The organism is Bradyrhizobium ganzhouense (assembly GCF_049949285.1).
GTDB classification, from domain to species: Bacteria; Pseudomonadota; Alphaproteobacteria; order Rhizobiales; family Xanthobacteraceae; genus Bradyrhizobium; species Bradyrhizobium ganzhouense.
On the sequence record NZ_CP181318.1, the window covers coordinates 4,440,482 to 4,460,099 of the forward strand.

General features: G+C 60.8%; 25 protein-coding genes and 1 pseudogene. 13 read left to right on the forward strand and 13 right to left on the reverse strand.

The window, feature by feature from the left end; translation table 11 throughout:
* The first annotated feature begins 9 nt into the window (after positions 1–9).
* A complete protein-coding gene (locus ACLFLU_RS20180; protein ID WP_426413893.1) occupies positions 10–408 on the forward strand; it encodes a PaaI family thioesterase in 399 nt (132 codons plus the stop codon).
* Positions 409–560: 152 nt separating this feature from the next.
* Positions 561–1,166, forward strand: a complete 606-nt coding sequence (locus tag ACLFLU_RS20185) for an N-acetyltransferase family protein (protein WP_426413894.1) — start codon at positions 561–563, stop codon at positions 1,164–1,166.
* Positions 1,167–1,239: 73 nt separating this feature from the next.
* Here the strand turns inward: ACLFLU_RS20185 and ACLFLU_RS20190 are convergent, their stop codons facing one another.
* The 3 genes from ACLFLU_RS20190 to ACLFLU_RS20200 form a co-directional block, all read right to left on the reverse strand.
* Positions 1,240–1,545, reverse strand: a complete 306-nt coding sequence (locus tag ACLFLU_RS20190) for a hypothetical protein (protein ID WP_426413895.1) — start codon at positions 1,543–1,545, stop codon at positions 1,240–1,242.
* 95 nt (positions 1,546–1,640) lie between these two features.
* A complete protein-coding gene (locus ACLFLU_RS20195; protein WP_426413896.1) occupies positions 1,641–2,327 on the reverse strand; it encodes a DUF2161 domain-containing phosphodiesterase in 687 nt (228 codons plus the stop codon).
* Between the two features lie 202 nt (positions 2,328–2,529).
* Positions 2,530–3,210 (reverse strand): SDR family oxidoreductase, encoded by a 681-nt coding sequence (locus ACLFLU_RS20200; protein ID WP_426413897.1) that lies wholly within the window; start codon positions 3,208–3,210, stop codon positions 2,530–2,532.
* A gap of 58 nt (positions 3,211–3,268) precedes the next feature.
* Between ACLFLU_RS20200 and ACLFLU_RS20205 the strand changes: the two genes are divergently transcribed.
* Positions 3,269–4,054, forward strand: a complete 786-nt coding sequence (locus ACLFLU_RS20205) for an SGNH/GDSL hydrolase family protein (RefSeq protein ID WP_426413898.1) — start codon at positions 3,269–3,271, stop codon at positions 4,052–4,054.
* A gap of 15 nt (positions 4,055–4,069) precedes the next feature.
* Here ACLFLU_RS20205 and ACLFLU_RS20210 read toward each other — a convergent pair whose 3' ends face one another.
* Positions 4,070–4,813 carry a tyrosine-protein phosphatase gene (locus ACLFLU_RS20210; protein ID WP_426413899.1) on the reverse strand — a complete coding sequence of 248 codons (744 nt, stop codon included), beginning with the start codon at positions 4,811–4,813 and terminating at the stop codon, positions 4,070–4,072.
* Between the two features lie 48 nt (positions 4,814–4,861).
* Here ACLFLU_RS20210 and ACLFLU_RS20215 point away from each other — a divergent pair, with 48 nt between their 5' ends.
* A complete protein-coding gene (locus ACLFLU_RS20215) occupies positions 4,862–5,176 on the forward strand; it encodes a hypothetical protein (protein ID WP_426413900.1) in 315 nt (104 codons plus the stop codon).
* 8 nt (positions 5,177–5,184) lie between these two features.
* On the opposite strand, the gene ACLFLU_RS20220 is transcribed toward ACLFLU_RS20215, so the two are convergent.
* Positions 5,185–5,388, reverse strand: a complete 204-nt coding sequence (locus ACLFLU_RS20220) for a DUF2735 domain-containing protein (protein WP_426413901.1) — start codon at positions 5,386–5,388, stop codon at positions 5,185–5,187.
* A 537-nt stretch (positions 5,389–5,925) separates the two neighbouring features.
* Between ACLFLU_RS20220 and ACLFLU_RS20225 the strand changes: the two genes are divergently transcribed.
* The 5 genes from ACLFLU_RS20225 (at position 5,926) to ACLFLU_RS20245 (ending at position 10,388) form a co-directional block, all read left to right on the forward strand.
* On the forward strand, positions 5,926–6,960 hold the full coding sequence (locus ACLFLU_RS20225; protein ID WP_426413902.1) for a glutamine synthetase beta-grasp domain-containing protein: 1,035 nt from the start codon (positions 5,926–5,928) through the stop codon (positions 6,958–6,960).
* Between the two features lie 191 nt (positions 6,961–7,151).
* On the forward strand, positions 7,152–7,853 hold the full coding sequence (locus ACLFLU_RS20230) for a GrlR family regulatory protein (protein ID WP_426413903.1): 702 nt from the start codon (positions 7,152–7,154) through the stop codon (positions 7,851–7,853).
* Positions 7,854–7,872: 19 nt separating this feature from the next.
* Positions 7,873–8,556, forward strand: coding sequence for a substrate-binding domain-containing protein (locus tag ACLFLU_RS20235; RefSeq protein WP_426413904.1), 684 nt, complete (start codon positions 7,873–7,875; stop codon positions 8,554–8,556).
* 32 nt (positions 8,557–8,588) lie between these two features.
* On the forward strand, positions 8,589–9,410 hold the full coding sequence (locus ACLFLU_RS20240; RefSeq protein WP_426413905.1) for a tetratricopeptide repeat protein: 822 nt from the start codon (positions 8,589–8,591) through the stop codon (positions 9,408–9,410).
* A 273-nt stretch (positions 9,411–9,683) separates the two neighbouring features.
* A complete protein-coding gene (locus tag ACLFLU_RS20245; RefSeq protein WP_426413906.1) occupies positions 9,684–10,388 on the forward strand; it encodes a GrlR family regulatory protein in 705 nt (234 codons plus the stop codon).
* Between the two features lie 122 nt (positions 10,389–10,510).
* Here the strand turns inward: ACLFLU_RS20245 and ACLFLU_RS20250 are convergent, their stop codons facing one another.
* Positions 10,511–10,999: a hypothetical protein gene (locus tag ACLFLU_RS20250; protein WP_426413907.1), complete on the reverse strand. Its 489-nt coding sequence runs from the start codon at positions 10,997–10,999 to the stop codon at positions 10,511–10,513.
* Positions 11,000–11,136: 137 nt separating this feature from the next.
* Positions 11,137–11,682, reverse strand: a complete 546-nt coding sequence (locus ACLFLU_RS20255; RefSeq protein ID WP_426413908.1) for a YcxB family protein — start codon at positions 11,680–11,682, stop codon at positions 11,137–11,139.
* Positions 11,683–12,683: 1,001 nt separating this feature from the next.
* Between ACLFLU_RS20255 and ACLFLU_RS20260 the strand changes: the two genes are divergently transcribed.
* Positions 12,684–13,523, forward strand: a complete 840-nt coding sequence (locus ACLFLU_RS20260) for a VOC family protein (protein ID WP_426413909.1) — start codon at positions 12,684–12,686, stop codon at positions 13,521–13,523.
* 196 nt (positions 13,524–13,719) lie between these two features.
* On the opposite strand, the gene ACLFLU_RS20265 is transcribed toward ACLFLU_RS20260, so the two are convergent.
* The 3 genes from ACLFLU_RS20265 to ACLFLU_RS20275 all read right to left on the reverse strand — a co-directional run bounded on the left by ACLFLU_RS20265 (position 13,720) and on the right by ACLFLU_RS20275 (position 15,393).
* Positions 13,720–14,091: a hypothetical protein gene (locus ACLFLU_RS20265; protein ID WP_426413910.1), complete on the reverse strand. Its 372-nt coding sequence runs from the start codon at positions 14,089–14,091 to the stop codon at positions 13,720–13,722.
* A gap of 288 nt (positions 14,092–14,379) precedes the next feature.
* The gene (locus ACLFLU_RS20270; protein ID WP_426406654.1) at positions 14,380–14,595 is read right to left on the reverse strand and encodes a hypothetical protein; all 216 of its coding nucleotides are present in this window, start codon (positions 14,593–14,595) and stop codon (positions 14,380–14,382) included.
* 324 nt (positions 14,596–14,919) lie between these two features.
* On the reverse strand, positions 14,920–15,393 hold the full coding sequence (locus tag ACLFLU_RS20275; RefSeq protein WP_426406655.1) for a lysozyme inhibitor LprI family protein: 474 nt from the start codon (positions 15,391–15,393) through the stop codon (positions 14,920–14,922).
* A 52-nt stretch (positions 15,394–15,445) separates the two neighbouring features.
* Here ACLFLU_RS20275 and ACLFLU_RS20280 point away from each other — a divergent pair.
* A pseudogene (locus ACLFLU_RS20280) lies at positions 15,446–15,653 on the forward strand (transposase); the annotation flags it as partial.
* Between the two features lie 13 nt (positions 15,654–15,666).
* Here the strand turns inward: ACLFLU_RS20280 and ACLFLU_RS20285 are convergent.
* Positions 15,667–16,857, reverse strand: coding sequence for a helix-turn-helix transcriptional regulator (locus tag ACLFLU_RS20285; protein WP_426406656.1), 1,191 nt, complete (start codon positions 16,855–16,857; stop codon positions 15,667–15,669).
* 372 nt (positions 16,858–17,229) lie between these two features.
* Between ACLFLU_RS20285 and ACLFLU_RS20290 the strand changes: the two genes are divergently transcribed.
* Complete coding sequence (locus tag ACLFLU_RS20290; protein ID WP_426406657.1) at positions 17,230–17,472, forward strand: DUF1127 domain-containing protein; 243 nt, start codon at positions 17,230–17,232, stop codon at positions 17,470–17,472.
* Between the two features lie 39 nt (positions 17,473–17,511).
* Complete coding sequence (locus ACLFLU_RS20295; RefSeq protein WP_426406658.1) at positions 17,512–17,832, forward strand: hypothetical protein; 321 nt, start codon at positions 17,512–17,514, stop codon at positions 17,830–17,832.
* Positions 17,833–18,030: 198 nt separating this feature from the next.
* Here ACLFLU_RS20295 and ACLFLU_RS20300 read toward each other — a convergent pair whose 3' ends face one another.
* Complete coding sequence (locus tag ACLFLU_RS20300) at positions 18,031–18,495, reverse strand: lipocalin-like domain-containing protein (RefSeq protein ID WP_426406659.1); 465 nt, start codon at positions 18,493–18,495, stop codon at positions 18,031–18,033.
* Between the two features lie 405 nt (positions 18,496–18,900).
* A complete protein-coding gene (locus ACLFLU_RS20305) occupies positions 18,901–19,458 on the reverse strand; it encodes a hypothetical protein (RefSeq protein WP_426406660.1) in 558 nt (185 codons plus the stop codon).
* Between the last annotated feature and the right edge of the window lie 160 nt (positions 19,459–19,618).

Sequence of the window (19,618 nt, forward strand, 5' to 3'; positions counted from 1 at the left end):
GGAGATCTGATGACGCCGCTCGAGAAACTTAAAGCGATGAAGATGCCGTTCGCCGAGCTCAAGGGCGTCGAATTCGTCGAAGCCGAGAAGGATCGCGTGGTGGCGCGGATGACGGTGCGGCCCGATCTCTGCACGCTGCATCACACGATCCATGGCGGTGCGGTGATGGCGTTCGCCGATTCCGTTGGCGCGGCCGCAACCGTGATCAACCTGCCGGAGGACGCCAAGGGCACGACGACGCTGGAGAGCAAGACCAACTTCATCGGCGGCGCCAAGGAGGGAACCACTGTCATCGCCACCGCCACCCCGGTCCATCGGGGCCGCCGGACCCAGGTCTGGACCACCCGGCTGGAGACGGAGGACGGCAAGCTGGTCGCAATCGTGACCCAGACGCAGCTGGTCCTGTAAGACTACGGGGCCTTGATTTTGTTAACGAATTAGTCGTTTCCGCTGCCTCAAACTTAAGCAGGTTCCCGTCTTGAAAAATTTGTTGCGGCGCACAATATTGGAGGCCTAGGGATTCGAACGCCTCCTCGAGGGACACCAAGAGGAGTTTTGACGTGGTACTTGAAGACACCGTCCGCACCGCCCCCGGCTATGTGCGGACCCTGATCCAGCAGGAAGAATTGCCGCTGTTGCGCGATCATCTGCTGAGGCTCGATGCCGCAAGCCGGCATGACCGTTTCAACGGTTTTCTCGACGACAGCTTCATCGAGCGTTACGCCGCCCGCTGCGCCGAGGATGGCACGGTGATCGTCGCCTATATCGTCGATGGCGTGGTCCGTGGTGCGGCCGAGCTGCATCCGCCGGAGGGCGATTCGTTGCCCGAGGTTGCCTTCAGCGTGGAAGCCTCCGCCCGCCGCCAGAACGTCGGCACCGTGCTGTTCAGCCGCCTGATCGCGGAAGCGCGCTGGAAGGGCTACAGGAGCCTGCGCGTTACCACGGGCGCGGAGAATCACGCCATGCGGGCGCTCGCCAAGAAGTTCGGCGCGCATCTGCAGTTCCGCCATGGTGAATCGACCGGCACGATCGATCTGACCAAGACACCCGAGGACGAACTTGCCGATCTCGCAGCGGCGCCGTTCAAGGCCGGTCGTGCGATGCTCAACTTCAACTCGACCTGCTGGAAGCTGATCTCCAGCATGTACGGCAATCGCGCGGCCTGAAATTCAAGGGCCTGAATCAAAAAGCGGACCGGCAAGGCCGGTCCGCTTTCTTATTGGAGCAAAGGAAGGGCGCTCAGGTGCCGGTGCGCTTGTCGTTGCCGAAGCGGCGGACGACGCGGCGTTCGACCACGACGGAGCGCTGCGCACCCTGTTCGCCGGCGATCACGCGGGTTGCGGTGACACGGCTGTTGGTGCGGGCCTGCTTCTTCACCTCGGCCTGAACGACGTCCAGCGGCATCCCCATCAGCGAGGCGGCGATCTCGGCCTGCTGCTCCTGGTCGTCGGTGATGCCGACGGCGGCGAAGATCGCCTCGTCCAGGGTGGGCGGATCGTGGCGCACGCGCCGCGTGCCATATTTGGTATTCCAGTCTGCGCTCATAACGGCCTCGGTTTGATGCCGGGATACCTAGTGCGGTCCATGTTGCATTGCAATATGAATTTGGCGTGGCATCTCAGCTATGCACCGGTCGGGTGTCATGGCGGTGACACGACACCGGCCGGGATCTCAACCCGTTGCTGCGGCCAGCGTTTCAGCGCCGCATGTCCTGCCTCCGTAAGCCCGTAGATTCCCCGGTCGGCGCGCTCGAACCAGCCATACACATTGCTAAGCAAGATCTTGCCCGCGTCGGGACAGCGTTCGCGCAAATCGCGCACGCGCCGCGGGCCTGCGGCGAGCTCTGATGCGCAAGCCAGCGCCTGCTGCCGGTACGCCGTCATGATTGGTGCGCGCGTGCTGCCGCCGAGCACGGGATCGCCCTGGCGGCGCTGATGTTCGGCCACGAGTCGCGAGCGCGTCTTCGGCTCGCGGCGGGGTGCTGCCGTTGGTGGCTTCACCAGCACCTCGACCTGGCCGTTGTCGGTCACCCCGAGCATACCGAAGCCGAGGCGCCGGCACAGATTGCGATAGCGTGCGTCGCTCTCGCGTCCCTTGCCGCGGATCGACATCTTTGCGGCGATCCAGACTTCGTCGCCCGCCGGCGCGCGATCGACCGCCTGCAGGATCAGCTCGAGATTGAACGCGAGCTTGAGCTCGCCGATCACCACCACCGGCGGATCGCCGGCGCTCAGGCCCACGAGATCGCAGCCGCCGATCTCGCCCTTCACGGAGAAGCCGAGCTCTTCGAGGAAGCGTTTGACGGGGAGATAGAGCGCGGTTTCCAAAGCGAGTTTCCGATCGCAGAATCAGTTACGGCCAGTTTAGCCCGGATCGAAACCGGGCTGCCGGCCATTTGCCCGGACACAGTCAAGCCAGCTATACCGCCTGCGCGGGGAATAGGCGGGCGCGACGATGACGATCAGGAACGGGCTCTATCACATCCGGATCGAGATGCTGGACGGCGTGCGGCTGCTGGTGCCGGATTGATCAGACCCGTCCGCTCACCGGAATCAGCGCGCCGGTGACGCCGCTTGCGGCGTCGCTGATGAGGAACAGGATCACCTCGGCAAGCTCTTGCGGTGTGACCCATTTGGCGAAGTCGGCTTTCGGCATGTCGGCGCGGTTGGCCTTGGTGTCGATGATCGACGGTAGCACTGCATTCACCGTGACCTTGCCCTTCCATTCGTTAGCGAGTGCCTCGGTGAGGCGATGCACGCCGGCCTTCGATGCCGCGTAGGGACCCATGCCGGCACCCGCGTGCAGTGCGCCGATCGCGCCGATATTGACGATGCGGCCAGCCTTCGAGGCGGCCAGATGCGGCAGTGCCGCGTGCGAGGCGTTGAGGGCCGTCAGCACGTTCAGCGCATGCATGCGGTGCCACGTCTTGATATCGCCGTCGCCGACGGTCTCGAAGGCAAAGCCGCCGGCGATGTTGACCAGGGCGTCCAACCTGCCGAAATGCTTCGCGGCAGCGTCCACCGCCGTCTTCGCCTGCGCCGCGTCGGACAGGTCGACGCCGCCGATCTCGATGCGCTCTGTCGTCGCCGGCATTTGAGAGGGCGCGTGATCGATGCCGGCAACCCGCGCGCCGCGTGACTGTGCGACGTCGGCGACCACTTTGCCAAGCGCGCCGAGCGCGCCGGTCACGACAATGATTTTTCCCTGCATGATATTCTCCGTCGTCTCACTTCGCGCCGACTATTGCGTGAGGCAAATTGGACTTGCAATGGCGGCGGCTTCAAGGCTGGGCTACTATAAGTGCAACTTAGATGGCGACGAAGGTTGTTTCATGGCTGATGAATTGCCGACTCTCGATAATCCTCCAGAGATTGTTGAATTGAAGCATCCGCTGGAGAATTTCCGGGCGGCGTTGGGCAGAAGAGGCCCCGTGCGCGTGGTGGCGATGGGGTCGTCCTCGACTGCGGGACTTCGCAATGTCGTTCCCTATCCCGCGCGGCTCGAGCTGTATTTGAGAAAGCACTACAAGGACGATGATCCCCATCCGAACATCCGGATCGACGTGTTCAATCGCGGCCAGGGCGGCCAGGAAGCGCCATTGGAAGTGCCTCGGTTCGACGACGATATCTTTGCTGACAATCCTTCTCTGGTGCTCTGGCAGGTCGGCACCAACGCGGTCTTTCGCCAGAAGGAGTTCAACTTCGACGAAGTGGTCGCGAGCATCACCAGGGGGTTAACCCTCCTGCGCGATCACCCGACCATGGATGTCATCCTGATCGACCCGCAATATGTGACGGCCATGCTGTTCGACGACAACGCCGATCTCGCGGAGAAGATGGTTTCGGCGATCCGAAGCGCGGCGGAGGACGCTGGGGTCAACCTGTTCCAGCGTTGGGCGCTGATGCGCCACTGGCACGTATACAACAATGCCTCGTTCGAGCAGCTGCTCGATCCGGAGGATGATCTGAAGCTGCATCAGAGCAACTGGAGTACCATGCAGGTATCGCTTGCGCTGACCAATTCCATCATCAAGGCCGCAACGCCGACGGCGTGAGGCGCCCGGCGTCGCTCACGCCTGAAGATAGCGCTCCTTCAGTGCCGTCCGCTCTGCCGCCCCGAGCTTGAGACCGTCGCGCAGGTAAGTTTCGACATCGCCATAGTCGCGGCCGACGGCATCGAAAGCGGCGTCGAGATAGGAGGCGTTGACCGAGCCGATCGCGTCGAGGACGTCGGCGGGCAGATCCGAGACGCTCGACACGTCGCGCTTGTAGTGGCGATTGGTCAGCAGGTAATCCTCCGCAATGACCGCCTCGGGCACGCCGAGCGCATGCAGGATCAGGGCGCTGGCAAAGCCGGTGCGGTCCTTGCCGGCGGTGCAGTGGATCACCAGCGGGGCGCGGTCCTCCAGCAGATGGCCAAACAACATGCGGAAGCTGTGCGTGTTGTGGCGGATATAGTTGCGGTAGGACTCGCGCATCAGCTCGAGCGCGACCGGCGCAGTCAGCGCGCCCCTGGCGAGCTCGGCGCGCAGGGAAGCCACCACCGTCGGCTCGATCGGCAGCGAATGCACGGTGATCTCGTCGACGACGCAGACGCCGGCCGCGCGCTCCTCGACGCCGCGGAAGTCGAACGCGCTTCTGACGCCGAGTGCGCGGACGATCGCGATGTCTTCCGCGGTGAGCTGGCCGAGATGGTTGGAGCGGAAGATGTGACGCCAGCGCGTGGTGCGACCGTCGCTTGTGGCGTAACCGCCGAGGTCGCGAAAATTGCTGGCGCCTTGCAGAGCGAGGTGACGGGCAGGGGAGTCTGACATCGGAGCTGCTTTTGTTATGTTGCCGACGGACCATTACGGGGGGTGATCATGGGCCGGCACAAGGCCATTCTTTTGGTCATCACCATGCTGGCGGCTGGAATTTCCGGCGCGGGGCAGGCTGACGCGCAGACGTTCCACAACTATCGCTGCGCCGATGGTACGCAGTTCATTGTTGCGTTTTATGACGCGACAGACGCGTGTTCCTCCCGATCGACGGCGAGCCGGCGACGCTTGCCAAGCGGTTGGCCGTTTCGGGGGCGCGCTAAGCAGGTCCAGAATCAAAAAGGGTCGAAACCTCGTTGTTTCGACCCTTTTTCAAACTTCCGTCGAGCGCTTGAGAGTGCGCGGCGGTATCAAACTTGACATAGGCATTAGCGTTCCCATTTGGGCTTTGCTTCGTCGACCGCGTCCTGGTGGTACCAACTGTCGCTGCAGATCGAGACGTTCGCGGGAAGCGACGCGTGATCGGCGGGAAAGCGGGTGTCGCCATAGCGGCGTCCGGCGAGAGCCGCGCGGCCCCCGACGGGGAATTGATAGATCTTCGCAGATCCCTGACTCAGTCCATTGTTCATCATTGCGATTTGCTCCTGGGTCGAAGCGCCTTGGCCTCCATGGTGCGCCCGACTCGTTCGATTGTGGTTACTGGACTCCCCATATCGGCCCCGCACTCCGAAATGCAAAGTGCTGAAAAGGAAATCAGATTCCGCTCAATTTGTAGGCAGGTGACAGTCTGCACCCCCCAAGGCAGCGTATGGGTGACTAACGCCTGGGCCATTCCAAAGGTTGCTAGGCATGGGCCGGGCGCTTTGCGAAAGTTGCCGGACGTTGATGCGCGTTTGATCGGCAACCTCCGGCAGGAGCCGGCCTGCTCCAGAATCGGGCGTTTTCCGCGGGATTTTTGCAGTGCAGCTTCACGGGAAGGTGCGCGCCTATGCCGCACGTCGCTGCGGACGATTTTCCGCCGGCCGACGGGTTCCGGTCGCGGTGGATAACCTCCCGCGCTGCGGCCTTTTGGCACGCAAAATGCCTGTAAAGGGCCGGCCGATGATGGCCGGGTACAAACGTGCGGGGGCTCTCAACCCCACCTTTCGCATCATCTACAGAGAGGCTCAATGACCAAGTATAAGCTCGAGTACATCTGGCTCGACGGATATACGCCGACTCCGAACTTGCGCGGCAAAACTCAGATCAAGGAATTTGCGTCGTTCCCGACGCTCGAGCAGCTTCCGCTCTGGGGCTTCGATGGCTCCTCCACCCAGCAGGCCGAAGGCCACAGCTCGGATTGCGTGCTGAAGCCGGTCGCGGTGTTCCCGGACGGCGCCCGCACCAACGGCGTGCTGGTGATGTGCGAAGTCATGATGCCCGATGGCAAGACCCCGCACGCCTCCAACAAGCGCGCCACCATCCTCGACGATTCCGGCGCCTGGTTCGGCTTCGAGCAGGAATACTTCTTCTACAAGGACGGCCGTCCGCTCGGCTTCCCGGCCTCCGGTTATCCGGCGCCGCAGGGCCCGTACTACACCGGCGTCGGCTACTCGAACGTCGGCGACATCGCCCGCAAGATGGTCGAAGAGCATCTCGACCTCTGCCTCGCGGCGGGCATCAACCATGAAGGCATCAACGCGGAAGTCGCGAAGGGCCAGTGGGAATTCCAGATCTTCGGCAAGGGCTCCAAGAAGGCCGCTGACGAAATGTGGATGGCCCGCTACCTGATGCTGCGCCTGACCGAGAAGTACGGCGTCGACATCGAGTTCCACTGCAAGCCGCTCGGCGATACCGACTGGAACGGCTCCGGCATGCACGCCAACTTCTCGACCGAGTACATGCGTACGGTCGGCGGCAAGGAGTACTTCGAGGCGCTGATGGCGGCCTTCGACAAGAACCTGATGGACCACATCGCCGTCTACGGCCCCGACAACGACAAGCGTCTGACCGGCAAGCACGAGACCGCGCCGTGGAACAAGTTCAGCTACGGCGTGGCCGATCGTGGCGCGTCGATCCGCGTTCCGCACTCCTTCGTCAACAACGGCTACAAGGGCTATCTGGAAGACCGCCGTCCGAACTCGCAGGGCGACCCATACCAGATCGCCTCGCAGATTCTGAAGACGATCGCATCCGTCCCGGCTGACAAGAAAGCCGCGGCTTAAAGATCCTCCCGGCCCGGGCTGGGGCTGGTCCGGGTTGGCTTTCAATCCGCCGGAGCTGAAAAGCTCCGGCGGATTTTTGCATTTTGATGACGACTGATCCTGTGGGGCTGCGGCGGCGCAAAACTTGTCCATCGCGACGGAAAGCGGGATAGAGTACCAGCAGGATGCGCGCGGGGCCGGGGACACGGCTGGTGTTTGAAGGCTTCTACAAGGTGCGATTTCAGCTCGGCGACAACGTCGGCCGGAGCGTGATGCATGCCGGCAACGGCAAGATGCTCGGCGGCAATTCGGCGTTCGCCCATATCGGTACCTACGCGAAGACCGCAGGCGGCATCGACATCGTCATCAAGACCGTCCGGCACAACCCCGATCCGAGCTACCGCGCCATGGCCGGCACCGACGATGCGACGCTCATTGCAAAGGGCTGGGCGGACGGTGATCTCTACCGCTTCAAGGGCGAGCTGAAAGAGTTGCCCGGCGTGCCCTTCCAGTCGGTGATGACACCGATCACGGAAGAGGAGGTGCCGATCGCCGGCGGCGTCGGCGAGGCCGGCATCGCCGATGGCCTCTACTCGGTTCACCTGCGCATGCTCGACGGCATCGACGGTGGGCTCACCGGTGTGATGCTGCTCAACCAAGGCCGCATCCTCGGCGGCGATGCTTCGTTCTACTATCTCGGCAGTTACACTGCCGCCAACGGCCGCTGGAAGGGGCAGATCCTCAACCAGGAGCACACGCCCGCCAAGGACGATCCGATCTTCGGCGGACACGAGGTCGGCATCGGCTTCTCCGGGTCCTATGACGGCGAGCAGGCGGTGCTGGAAGCAACCGCGCTTGCCGGCAAGCGCAGCCTGCGCCTGACCGCGGCACTGAAGCTGATGCATCGCGCCTGATCGCACCAGGGAATTGCACATGGAAAAAGTTCGCATGCTCTCGACGCTCGGCTTGATGGGCGCGATGCGCAGCCTGTCCTCCGCGTTCGAGACCGCAACAGGCATTCACGTCGATGCCGACTTCGCGCCGACGCTCGCGCTGCTCAAGCGCTTGCGCGCCGGCGAGGCGGCCGATCTCGTGATCCTCACGCGCGAAGGGCTCGACGAAATGATCGGCGAGCGCCGGGTGATCGCGGACAGCGCAGCCGACCTCGCGCGCTCCTTTGTCGGCCTTGCCGTGCGGAAAGGCGCGCCGCATCCCGACATCGCTAATGAGGCTGCGCTGCGCAAGGCGCTGCTTGCGGCACAATCCGTTGCCTATTCGCGGCTCGGCGCAAGCGGAGTCTACTTCGCCCAGCTGATCGTACGGATGGGCATCGCCGCCGAGATCAACGCCAAGGCCACCATCGTCGAGCAGGGCTTTACCGCCGAGCGGCTCGTCAGCGGCGAGGCAGACCTTGCCGTGCAGCAGATCAGCGAGCTGAAGCAGGTCGAGGGCATCGAGGTGATCGGCCCGGTGCCGCATGATTTGCAGACGCCGGCCGTATTCTCAGCCGGCCGCATGGTGGATGCGAAGCAGGCCGAAGCGGCTGACCGGCTGCTGCGCTATCTGGCATCGCCCGAGGTCGTGCCTGTTCTGCGGCAATCCGGACTCGAGCCTTGAAATCGCCCGCACGCGGACGCAACGTGACGGCCATGCGGATTTGTCTCTTTGCCATCCTTGTCGCGCTTGCCGCGCCCGTCGCCGCGCATGCGCAATCGGCCGACCTCGTTCTGTGCGACCGTGTCGCCGCCGATCCGAGCGATCCCGACAAGCCGGCTGACGTGAAGGGCGTGCCTGAGATCGCAGCCTCCGACGTCGCGACCGCGGTCAAATTCTGCAAGCAGGCAGCAAGCTCGTCGCGGCGGGCGATGTTCGCGCTCGGCCGCGCCTATGCGGCCAACCGGCAGACAGGCGAAGCCATCGCGGCCTGGCGCAAGGCGGCCGACAAGGGCTCGAGCGCTGCGATGGTCGAGCTCGGCGTCGCCTACGGCACCGGCTCCGGCGTTGCCAGGGACGAGGCGCAGGCGCGAAAGCTGTTCGAGAAGGCTGCTCAAGCCGGCAACCCCCGCGGCGTCTCCAATCTCGCGGCGCTCGGCACCGCCGGCGGTGGCGCGCCCGCCGATCCCGCGCAGGCGCGCACGCTGCTCGGCAAGGCCGCCGAGACCAATGCGGAGGCGCAGTACCAGCTCGGCCTGATGCTTGCCAACGGCAATGGCGGCGAGAAGGACGATGTCGCGGCGCGCGCGCTGTTCGAGAAGGCGGCCGCGCAAAACCATCCCGGCGCGCTGGAGCGGATGGGCGCCTTCGCGCAGGAAGGCCGCGGCGGTCCGAAGGACAAGGACGCCGCGAAGGCCTATTACGAGCGCGCGGCCGCGCTCGGCGACGAGGACGCCAAGAAGGCGCTGGAGCGGCTGCGCTGCCCATACGCGCTCAAGGACAAGCAGGGCAAGCTCGTCACCACGCTGTGCTTCTAACTCACGTCATGCCGGCACTTGTGGGTTCGAAAGGGCGAAAACAACCCCATGCACAGTAGCCAAGTGGTTGAAATTCAAGACAGCCGGGTCTCGAAACTGCTCAATGCGGATTTTACGAAATCAACTTGACCCGTCGGGCAAAACAGGTGCATGCTGGCATCATGGCAACGGTCGGCTCCGCGAGCGGCCCCTGCGCGGATAAGCCGGATGGCATCGGTGCGGCGACGGTGCTAGGTACCCCGCGATTCTTTTTGATTTTGCGGGTTCAGGACATTGCTCGACGGGCTCTACAAGGTTGAATACGGCATCCACGATGCCTTCGGGCGCAGCATCATGTGCCTGCACGACGGCAAGATGCTAGGGGGCAATTCCGCCTTCGCGCATCTCGGCACCTATTCGGAGCGGGACGGCGAGATCATTGCCGAGGTGATCACCGAGCGCCACAACGACGACCCGCATTACAAGCCGCTGATGGGCGCCGACGTCGCCACGATCGGCGCGCGGGGCCGGCTGAACGGCAACCAGATCCGCCTCGAGGGCAGCGCGGACACCATGCCGGGCGGAAATTTCTGGGCCGTCCTCACGCGGCTCGACGATGGCGCGCTGCCGCCACGCGGCACGATCGGGGAGGGTGGCATCGCCAACGGACTCTATGGGATGAGCCTGCGCGCGCTCGATGGTGTGGATGCCGGGCTCTCCGGCGTGATGTTGCTGATCGACGGCCGCATCCTCGGCGGCGATGCGTTCTTCTACTATCTCGGCTCCTATTCCTCAGTGGACGGCCGCTGGAAGGGCGAGATTCTCAACCAGGAGCACACGCCGGCGAAGGGCGACAATCCCGTGTTCGGCGGCTACGAGGTCGGGATCGGTTTTTCAGGCACCTGCACGCCCGACAGCGGCGAGCTCGAGGGCATCGCACTCGCCGGCAAGCGCAGTTTGCGGCTGGCCGCCACGCTCAAGCTGATGCGAAGGGCGTAGGGCGTCTGCTCACACAAAGTCGTCGCGTCCGCTTTGCTGTCAGAAGGCGACATTAAAGCCTGGTGTCTGGATGTCGGCCTTGGGGCCACAACCGGACAGAGCCGATCTTTGGCCGCTCGCGATCAATTCCAGAGCTGTTCAGTTTGTGATGATCTTGGCCTTCCCGCCAGCCGTCTCGGATGCCTCAAGGCATGCTTGTACTCGGATCGGGAAATGAACGGCCAAGCATTGTAATCTCCAGCCGCAAGAAACTCGGAGGCACGATCGTGAGAAATCGCGTTATGCCAACTTAGCCACACCGGGCGAGCACGTCGCATGGGGTGGAGGCCGGGCAATGAAATCTTCGGCCAGCGGTACTCAAAGTCGCCGTCGAGAAACAAAATCCACCGCAGCACTTCGCGTTTCCAGACCGGAGCGAGGCTGTGACGTCCGACCAAGCGATGCTCCTTCATATCGCTGTAGAGCAGCCACGACATGTCTGTAATCGCCCAGATCGCCGGGTCCCCGTCGTTCACCGGCGTACTGCGTTCAAACTGATCGTTGGTAATCCTGCCGGCAATCAGGTGTCTAAGGTTCTCCGACAGCTGGTCGCGTGCTGCGCGATCTATCATCCTGCTACTCCGATCCGACCGATGAATCTTTCACCCGGCAAACCTTCCGTCAAGTTAGCAAGCTTTGCTTGCAGTTGAGAGAAATCTAGTGAAGTCCGCTACGGGGTCAAACTCGGACGTGATCCGCCAGATCATTCTCAGAAGGGTGGCCCTAGTTCACGCAAGAGCCCGACTTTGAGGCGGTCCATCGGGAAACCCAACTCCGCCAGCCGGGCCGGAAAATGAATGAATGTACTTGGCGACGTATATATCAGGATCGTTTTGCTGTTTGTGCGCCAGCGAATGAAATCCTTCCATTGCAGTGTGCTGATGCCGCGTGGACTTTGTAAGGTGATCCCCTCCGGCCGTAGCACTAACTTGTGCGCAAGATGAGAAAGGGGGTACCTAGCAAAGGTGCGGCGTGCAAGCCACGGAAGGATGACACACGCGAAGGCTAGCGTGCCCAAGACCGCTCCGATCAATACGACAGCGACCGCCAGTATGGTTGGAGTGACTTCGCGCAGGTGAAAGAATGTTGCTCCACCGATAACAAGTGCCAGCACCAGTACCAATGTCCAAACGCGTCGCGTTGCCGCGCCGTGGAGCTGATACGCGGCGATGAAGTCGGCCTTCACATATTGGAGTTCGACAGAACCAGTGTCGCATTCCTCGGGCTCATGAAATGCGTTAGTAATCCCTGTCATGCCGTTTCCCTTACTGACCAATATTCGAAGCTTTTGGTAGATCTACCCGTAGTAGAGCTACCAGATCATCCACTAATCGTGAGCGAGTTCCGGCAACTCTGATTAAAAGGGAGTAAAATCGACGAAGCTGGGAACAGCGGAATAACGACCGAACGTCCGTTGTGGGGATCACGGTGACAGTGCACTTAACTAGACGTGGGTAGAGCCGCCTTGAGTGCAGTCCAGCACTGTCACCGCAATACCAGGACCGAAGCCAAGGCGAGGGGTGAAGTTCGACGCCAAGGCCTCACAGAAGACATTCTGATCTTGCTCTGATATGAGCGAAGGATGGTCATCAGCGGGTGTCACGGGGGATCATAGTGGCGGCGTCACGTTTCCTGCTCTGGGCATTCGTCACGGAGATTGTCGGGCTTTCGATCACCCTGATGCTAGTTGCGCTGTTGCTGCGCCGATTGCGTTTGGTTCATCCGGCAACGTGAGAAGAGCTGGGCCGACCATCCTTATTCATATGGACTTGGCCCGGATCGATTGTCGCGTTTCTTGAGCGCGTTGATGCCAATATGCGGCTGATCCTGTTTCCTTTCCGAACTCAAAGCTTCCAGCTTGGCGATCCTATGGTGGCTGGTAAGGGGGTCTCTGGCCTTGCTCGTGATACTCCGTTGTTGGTCGTGGTGGGCGAATGGATAGAAGCATCGCACTTGCCAGGAAGCGCAGTTTGCGCCTTGCGGCCACGCTCAAGCTGATGCGGCGGGCGTAGGGCGTCTGCTCACCACAAAGTCGTCGCGTTCGCTTTGCTGTCAGAAGGCGACATTAAAGCCTGGTGTCTGGATGTCGACCTTGGGGCCAACAGCGGACTCATGCGCCGCAGCAAACGACCTGCATGGGTCGCGGTAAGACCACACCTCGCGTCTGTCCTTGCAAGAGGCCGGAAAAGCCCGGATATTTTACTTCAGGTCGGGACCTATCCGGGGGATTTCGGGTAGGCAAACTGCGAGCACAGCATGGCATTACCAGTGGCGACGCTCGATCACGTGGTCATCAACGCGCGTGACGACCTCGATCACGCCGCCGACACCTATCGACGGCTGGGCTTCACCCTCACCCCGCGTGGCTACCATTCGCTGGGCTCGATGAACCACCTGGCGATGTTCGGCAACGACTTTCTCGAACTGATCGCCGTGCCCAAAGGCGCGACCATTCGCCGGGACCTCCTCAGCTACTCCCTCGGACTCAATGGGCTCGCCTTCGGCACCGAAGATTCCACGACCACCTATGACGCGCTTTCGAATGTGGGCTTGGCGGTTGAGCCACCTCTCGAATTCATCCGTCCGGTGGAAGTCGACGGCGGCGCGGCGCGCGACGCCCGCTTCCGAGCGGTGCGCATGAAAGGAGGCGGGGTGCCTTATGGCCGCGTCTTTTTCATCCACCACTTCACGCGCGACCTGCTTTGGCGCGATGAATGGCGCCACCACGCCAACGGCGTCGTCGCGGTCGTCCGCGCGATGATCGTCGACGCCGATCCGGCCAGCGGCACCAAGCTCTATGCCGATATGTTTGGACCAGAGGTCGTGCACGACATCAAGGGGGGCAAGAACGTGGTTGCGGGCAACGCGAACCTCGAAGTCATTACCGAGACGACGCTGAAGGATCAGTTCGGCCCGTCAGTGCCGGATGCAGAAGGACGCGGAGCTTACATGGCAGGGCTCACCTTCCGCACGGTATCGCTAGCGAAGGTGGCGAAGGCCCTGCAAGCTGGAGAAATCGAGTTCGTCCAGAGCCCGGGCCGGCTGGTCGTGCCGGCAAGGCTGGCGTTGAACACTCTTCTGGAGTTCGTCGAATAGGCACTGGCGGGAGCACGAGGGCGGCATGCAGAGTGTCGCGCTCGACCTCCGGAAAGGGTCAATCGCAACGGTTTGGCGATCAGCGACAGACTTCCGGTCCGCTCCCATCAGGAGGCAAGTAGCTGCAGCACGTCAACGGAAGCGACGGGCCAGAAGCGGACCATGGACGATCCACGCGCCCTTGTAGATTTCGATCTTAGTTGGGCGTTTTTGGACGGCGTGGCCACGGGGGGGCCGATGGCTGCGCTTCTTTCGCAGCGAGACGCGATTGCTCCTTCTTTCGAAAGGATGACGGTGCGGTGCACGCTGCCACAGCGCACACGAAGCCCACCGCTAGAACGAGCAGGTTCTTAAAGGCCGCGGCCACGAACAGTCCCGGCGCTTCGCTGTACGACGTGTAAACGCCGTGGCCATACTTGGCAGGGAAATAAAGGCTGCCGGTGAAGTACCAATCGTAAAAGTCGGAGCCAGCAACGGCTAGGCTGAAGACGCCGATCAGGCTGAACACCAGCACGAACGGGATCGTACCTTTGGCAAGCCGGGAATTTCGAGCCATCAGCGTGAGCAATCTGTAGCAGGGCTTCCTAGGGAGCGATGCTGCCGCAATCGCAGTTTAGTTGCAGGACAGATCAATTCAATCTGTAACGCACAGAATGCTCAATTTTGGATGAAGCAGTGCTGCTTCCGCTTTGAGCTCAAAATGCGAAGAACTCAGCGTGAGCAGATCTGTCCGCTCCACTCCACTGACCGGACCTCAATGAGAGGTGTCGCCACTTCGCACCTGGGCCAGAAGGCGACATCGGACGAAATGTGTCGGCCAAGGGCCACAGCGCGCCATTCGATACAAAGAACAGCATCAATCCTTTTTTGACCGGTAGTACGCCGTAGCACCAAGAACAAAAAGAAGTCCCGTGATCGGGACGAGGGCATTCATCCAAAACAACTGGCCACTCGTCAGATAGACCAATGCGCCGTGATGCAGGTGCGTAGCGTGAATCTGACCGGTTTCTGCGACGGGGCTTCGTGGGCTACGTGCTGCAAAATAAGAATCGAGATTGATGGCCAGCACCAACGTAACAATCCCTAGCGCAAGTGAAATGTAGGAAGTTATCCGCTTCAGCCGTTGAACTCTTCCCGTCATCAGAGCCTTTAGAATTCTAGAGAGAGGTCTAGTCCCTAGGGTCGAGTATACAGGGCAGTCCTTCGGCGCAGTTACCCACTTAATTCAAAATCGAGAAAATCGAGCGAGGGCAGCTTAGGGTCACACGCGGAAAAACTCATAGCGGGCAAATTGGGGCCGCTCGGATCCCCACACCGGACCTAACAGCGCACATGGCGCTTCGTCGCTTGAGGGCCCAGAAGCGGACTTTGCTACGAAGCGTAAAGCCGCAGTCCGTTATTCTTCCGCGATATCTGGATATCTGATCTTATAGAATCGAAAGAGGTTGTTGAGGCGATCCTCCCTCATCGAAAGCCTGCATTGTGCAAGAATGGTTGGTTCTCCACTGCCACCCAGCATGTAGGCGGACGCATGAGAGCACTCTGTCTCGCTGTAAGCGATCCACGCGCGTTCAGAGGCAACCAACCGTTTTAGTAGCTCTTTTCGTTCTTGGAGGTCATGGTCGGGATCCTCGTTCTGTTTGAGCTTCGCGACGATCTTTCCATACAACGTGTTCAGTAAGACATCGACGGCCTTGTAGGCCTCTACCGCGCAAAGCATCTCGTTGATATTGCCTGGCTGAGTGTCTGTGCAGTGATCGAGATTGGCCTGAATACGGGCAAGCGCAGGATGCGGCGGGTTCAGTGCATCATCAGCATGTGCGGTAAGCGGCGCGAAACCCAGCAGAAGCGCGACAGCCAGAAGGCGCATTGTTGCTCCAAGGCTAAACTCTGTTCTGTTCGATCATACATTAAAGGGAAGTCGACGTCCGCTACGGGGTAGCTTCTGGGTCCTCGGGTCGGGTGCACCGTGGCGCGACCTGCCAGCGGCCGTTGGTCGCCGCACCACTTGTTACAATCGCTTCGTTCGTTGGCGGCGGGCGCGTCTGGGACCAGATCATGGATACGCTGGCCGCTGGTCATGATCCGGCGGTACAGATGATCGATACCTCTGTCATGCGCGTGCGCCAGTCCACGCCCTAATCTAGTCCGTAGATCGGGTTTTGGACGGGGGCAGTGCACCTTCGGAAGAATGTAAGACCGGCGGCAAGAACTGGGCCGCGAGGCGCATCAATTCGGATTGGCGCGAGGTCCCGGTTTTCTCGAACACTTTGGCAATATGGGTCCGAACGGTGGCCATTGCTGTTCCCATGGCCCTTGCTGTCTCCGCCGGCGTCCGGCCGGCGAGCAGGGAGCCGAGGACGCGCGTCTCTGCAGACGTCAAACCAAAAAGCGATGCCAAGGACTCCGCGGGGATAGCGGTGCGCATTTCCGATGTAACAAACAAAGCCGCGCTTGCGCGTAGCGCTATGCGTTTGCCTCGATTGCCGCCAGCAAGTGGCAGCACATGAATCAGAGCGGGCGAGCCATCGGCTTGCGGCGCTGGCAGACCGATTCCGAGTTTGCCGACCGCAGCCTCATTCGCCGCCGCGGTCGCGACGGCGGCCCGAAGGGCGGCTGATGTTTGGGGCGACCCAGTTCGCAGTTCGCCCCGATGGGAACTGATCGGAGATCCGGATTTGAGCATAGTCTCAGCTGCACGATTGGCATGAACGATTTTTGTCTCACCATCGAGAAGAACAATACCTGCCTGGAAGAGATCAAGCGAGGCCCGCAGCGTTTCGGCTTCGATCGCCTGCATATTGAGCACATCGCTGATCGTCACTGCGCGCCGGATGTGCGGCGCCAGCAGTCTCATGATCGACAGATCGCGCTCCGTTATTTGGCCGAGGCTCTTGTGACGCCACACCCCGAAGGCGCCGATCCGGCTGGGCTGACGCAGCGGGGTCATCTGGATGGTATCGATGAAGCCCAGCGGCTTCGCCCATTCGCGGTAATAGCGAGACTGGACGAACTGCTCCGGAATATCGCGCAGAGCAGTCAGTGGTTCATCGATCGGCCGTTCGTGGAGGTCGGCGACGCCGTCCCAAAGTCCGGCTAGCTCGGTGGCACAGATTTGAATTTTCTCGAGCCACTCAGGCTCGTAGTTCCAATGTTCGCGAATGAGCGAGGAGAGCGTGTTGAGATCATGAGCCCCAATGATCCCCGCGGCACAATTGGTTGCCTGGCATACTTCGCGAATAGCGTTTGGCCACTGTCTTGGATCGATGGCGCAATCGTAAATTGCGCCGACAACGTGCGAAAACTCGGTGATGGATGCAATGTCTTCTCGCAATGTCGCCTCCCAAACTGAGGGGACTCTCCCATTCGAATCCTTTTGAGCGTTCGGCTCCTTATTCGTCGTCATTCAGCGGCGGATCGCGAAATTGCGCGTCTACACCAGTTTTGCTGAAGTCGTCATCAACATGAATGATGCCACAGGGGCGCGACAAGGCACAATGGCCCACCTATGGCGCGCGAGCCGCGGTGGCAGCATAGGCAGTCCCCACGCGCGCAGATGAGACAGTAATTCTGACGTGAGAAGACGTCGGGCGGAGGCAGCGCGCCTGCCCGGATGAATACGACACCGGCGCAACTGACGTCGAGACCGGCACATCATGCCGCACAGCGGCCTGTGTCGGAAGGAGCATCGTCGCAGGAGACCGCAATGAGCACGACGCACGCCACAACGTGGCTAGAACGAACATCCGTATCGACCCGGCACATCGCCAGCTTCATCTCGAAATATTGGGATGACATTCAGGAGCGCCGCGAACGCCAGAAACTGCGCGCGACCTTGGCCGATTTAAGTGACAGGGAGTTGATGGATATCGGCACCACGCGCGGCGAGATCGACTACGTCGCGACTCACCAAGGCATCGACCCACGAGGCATACGACCGATGCCCTGATGATCAGGACACGGCTGGCAAGCAAGTAAGGCGAACGAATTGACCAAGGAGGAAATTTCAATGTCGATTACACAATTCACCCGGTTCAAGAGCGACAAGTCCGAGGAAATGATCAAGACAGCCAAGGAGGCGAAGGCAATCTTCGAAAGACATGGCGCCGAATTTCTCCGATTGTCGCGATTCCACACAGGCGCGTGGGCCGGGGAGTGGTTGGCTGTCACGCGTTATTCCAATTGGGAGGTGTACGGCAAGGTTCAGGAGGGGGTGTCGAAGGACCCGGCCTTTGCAAAACTCCTCGCGCACTTGAGCACCATTGCAGAATTGACGGCCCGCAACATTGCCGTGGGCGTCGATCTCTGATCGCCGCGACCACTCCCGCGATCCAGATGTGGTGACCGGTCACGAGCCACGGTGACGGTGCAGTCCAGCACTGTCACCCTATTCCGGTCGTTACGGTGCGCGTCTCACCACGTGCGTGGAAGCACACCTCGCCGCACGGCGGGGGATGTTATTGCCGGAAGGGCCTATGAGGGCCCGGCGGTGCAGCAAACCAAAGTCCTAGCATGCACGCTTCGCACGCTCGAAGATCGTCGTCGCCACTCCACCGCCCGACGAGTGCGGGTCTGTGAAGTGCAACTCATCGCCCCTGACACAAAACGAACGCTTGGTGTTCTTGCCGTCCCAGTTTGGAAACGTCGCACGCTCGACCTGAAACGTGAAACTCTTGTCCGCCGCGTCGACGAGGTAAGTGCCGAAATGAGCAAAGCTTCCGGCAACGACGGCGTTGCTCTCATCTGCCGTACTGCTGGAACGGTTTCCCGACGCAAACTTCGGGAGGTCACCGGCAATGAAGATGATCGAATATCGCCCGATCGCATCGAACACCAGGTGGCCCTTTGCATTTGGGCCATAAGCGTCGAATTTTTTACCGTCCCGCTCGGTTACGACCGAAACGAGTGTCCATGTGCCTACCAAGTCCTTCGGATCGTGGCTTGCCGAAGGGGTGAGATCGGAATTGACCATCGACTATCCTCCCTCTTTCCTCGAAAAAGCATTCCGGTCACGCGCGATCTTCCAGCCAACGTCTTGCGGCATCTACATCGATGGCTTCCCAAAGCGAAAGCTCGTTTTGCACATGGCTCCTACGACTGTCCGTTCTGGGTCTTGGGTGCGTGGAAACGCGAAGCCGCTCTATCGTGGCAGAACAAGTTATTCGTCCAAGACCACTTTAGCCGCTCAACGCGCAAGCGAATTCACGTTGCCGGGCGGGCCCCGGTTGGGCGCTTACGGGCAGAAGCGGACATCAGGCAGCCGACAATCTCCGCTGAAACCGTCGAAAATGACCCATAGCGGTCTTTTCGAAGTTCGAAGCACCGTGTAGCTTACCGCGAGTTGCCCGCAACAATTTCGTGAAGCTGAGCGCAGTGCTCAGTGAGACGTCCGGCGGAATTCTCCAACCGCTAGGACGTAGAACTTGCTGTTGTTCTCTCCTTCGGCAATGTCGAGATTGTTCACGACGCGAGAGAAACAAACGATCAGAGTGTCAGAGTCTTTCTGAGTAAGGGCAAAATTCCAGGTTTCAACCCATTGGTGGGCATTTTGGTAACCAGTATCGGTGGCGAACACCACGGCGTTGGTCATATAGATCTGAGTCTGAAATGAGGTCGGCATAACCTCGGTTTCGCCAAAGTAGACACTAGCTCTTTGTCCATGGATGGCGATGGCAATCGGAGAGTCTCCAAGGGCAGCTTTGGTCCGGTCGTAGGATTGAGAGCCCTTGGTATCGACAACATCAAGCTTACCTTCCCATCTTCCTTCAAGTGAGCCGGGGCGCTGTCCGGCGCTGGGTTGCAAAAAAGCAATTCCCGACACGAGTAAAAAAATCGCAATGAAGCCGGTGCGACGTATTCCCAAAAACATATCCACCTCGCTCGCCTTAACGTGACTGCCTTGGCCAAGCGCAGCATCGCAATCGAAGCTGATCAAATTGTTAGCTTTCTCCGGAATTGTAGCTGCACAAGGGAGAGTTAACGCTGTGGAATATCCAGCGCTCAAGCCAACCGCGCTTTGCTTCTAGAGGTCCGGATTTGGCCCATCAGCGAAGTGACGGTACGCTTCATTGAAGTCCGCTTAGCGGGGACGAGCC

What these genes read in the sequence shown, in the direction of transcription:
- ACLFLU_RS20300 (WP_426406659.1), bottom strand. Translation starts at nt 18,495, where the DNA reads ATGGTCAATTCCGATCTCACCCCTTCGGCAAGCCACGATCCGAAGGAC.
- ACLFLU_RS20190 (WP_426413895.1), bottom strand. Translation starts at nt 1,545, where the DNA reads ATGAGCGCAGACTGGAATACCAAATATGGCACGCGGCGCGTGCGCCAC.
- ACLFLU_RS20205 (WP_426413898.1), top strand. Translation starts at nt 3,269, where the DNA reads ATGGCGGCGGCTTCAAGGCTGGGCTACTATAAGTGCAACTTAGATGGC.
- ACLFLU_RS20255 (WP_426413908.1), bottom strand. Translation starts at nt 11,682, where the DNA reads ATGACAGGGATTACTAACGCATTTCATGAGCCCGAGGAATGCGACACT.
- ACLFLU_RS20290 (WP_426406657.1), top strand. Translation starts at nt 17,230, where the DNA reads ATGAGCACGACGCACGCCACAACGTGGCTAGAACGAACATCCGTATCG.
- ACLFLU_RS20225 (WP_426413902.1), top strand. Translation starts at nt 5,926, where the DNA reads ATGACCAAGTATAAGCTCGAGTACATCTGGCTCGACGGATATACGCCG.
- ACLFLU_RS20240 (WP_426413905.1), top strand. Translation starts at nt 8,589, where the DNA reads ATGCGGATTTGTCTCTTTGCCATCCTTGTCGCGCTTGCCGCGCCCGTC.
- ACLFLU_RS20250 (WP_426413907.1), bottom strand. Translation starts at nt 10,999, where the DNA reads ATGATAGATCGCGCAGCACGCGACCAGCTGTCGGAGAACCTTAGACAC.
- ACLFLU_RS20180 (WP_426413893.1), top strand. Translation starts at nt 10, where the DNA reads ATGACGCCGCTCGAGAAACTTAAAGCGATGAAGATGCCGTTCGCCGAG.
- ACLFLU_RS20235 (WP_426413904.1), top strand. Translation starts at nt 7,873, where the DNA reads ATGGAAAAAGTTCGCATGCTCTCGACGCTCGGCTTGATGGGCGCGATG.
- ACLFLU_RS20200 (WP_426413897.1), bottom strand. Translation starts at nt 3,210, where the DNA reads ATGCAGGGAAAAATCATTGTCGTGACCGGCGCGCTCGGCGCGCTTGGC.
- ACLFLU_RS20215 (WP_426413900.1), top strand. Translation starts at nt 4,862, where the DNA reads ATGGGCCGGCACAAGGCCATTCTTTTGGTCATCACCATGCTGGCGGCT.
- ACLFLU_RS20275 (WP_426406655.1), bottom strand. Translation starts at nt 15,393, where the DNA reads ATGCGCCTTCTGGCTGTCGCGCTTCTGCTGGGTTTCGCGCCGCTTACC.
- ACLFLU_RS20260 (WP_426413909.1), top strand. Translation starts at nt 12,684, where the DNA reads ATGGCATTACCAGTGGCGACGCTCGATCACGTGGTCATCAACGCGCGT.
- ACLFLU_RS20220 (WP_426413901.1), bottom strand. Translation starts at nt 5,388, where the DNA reads ATGATGAACAATGGACTGAGTCAGGGATCTGCGAAGATCTATCAATTC.
- ACLFLU_RS20210 (WP_426413899.1), bottom strand. Translation starts at nt 4,813, where the DNA reads ATGTCAGACTCCCCTGCCCGTCACCTCGCTCTGCAAGGCGCCAGCAAT.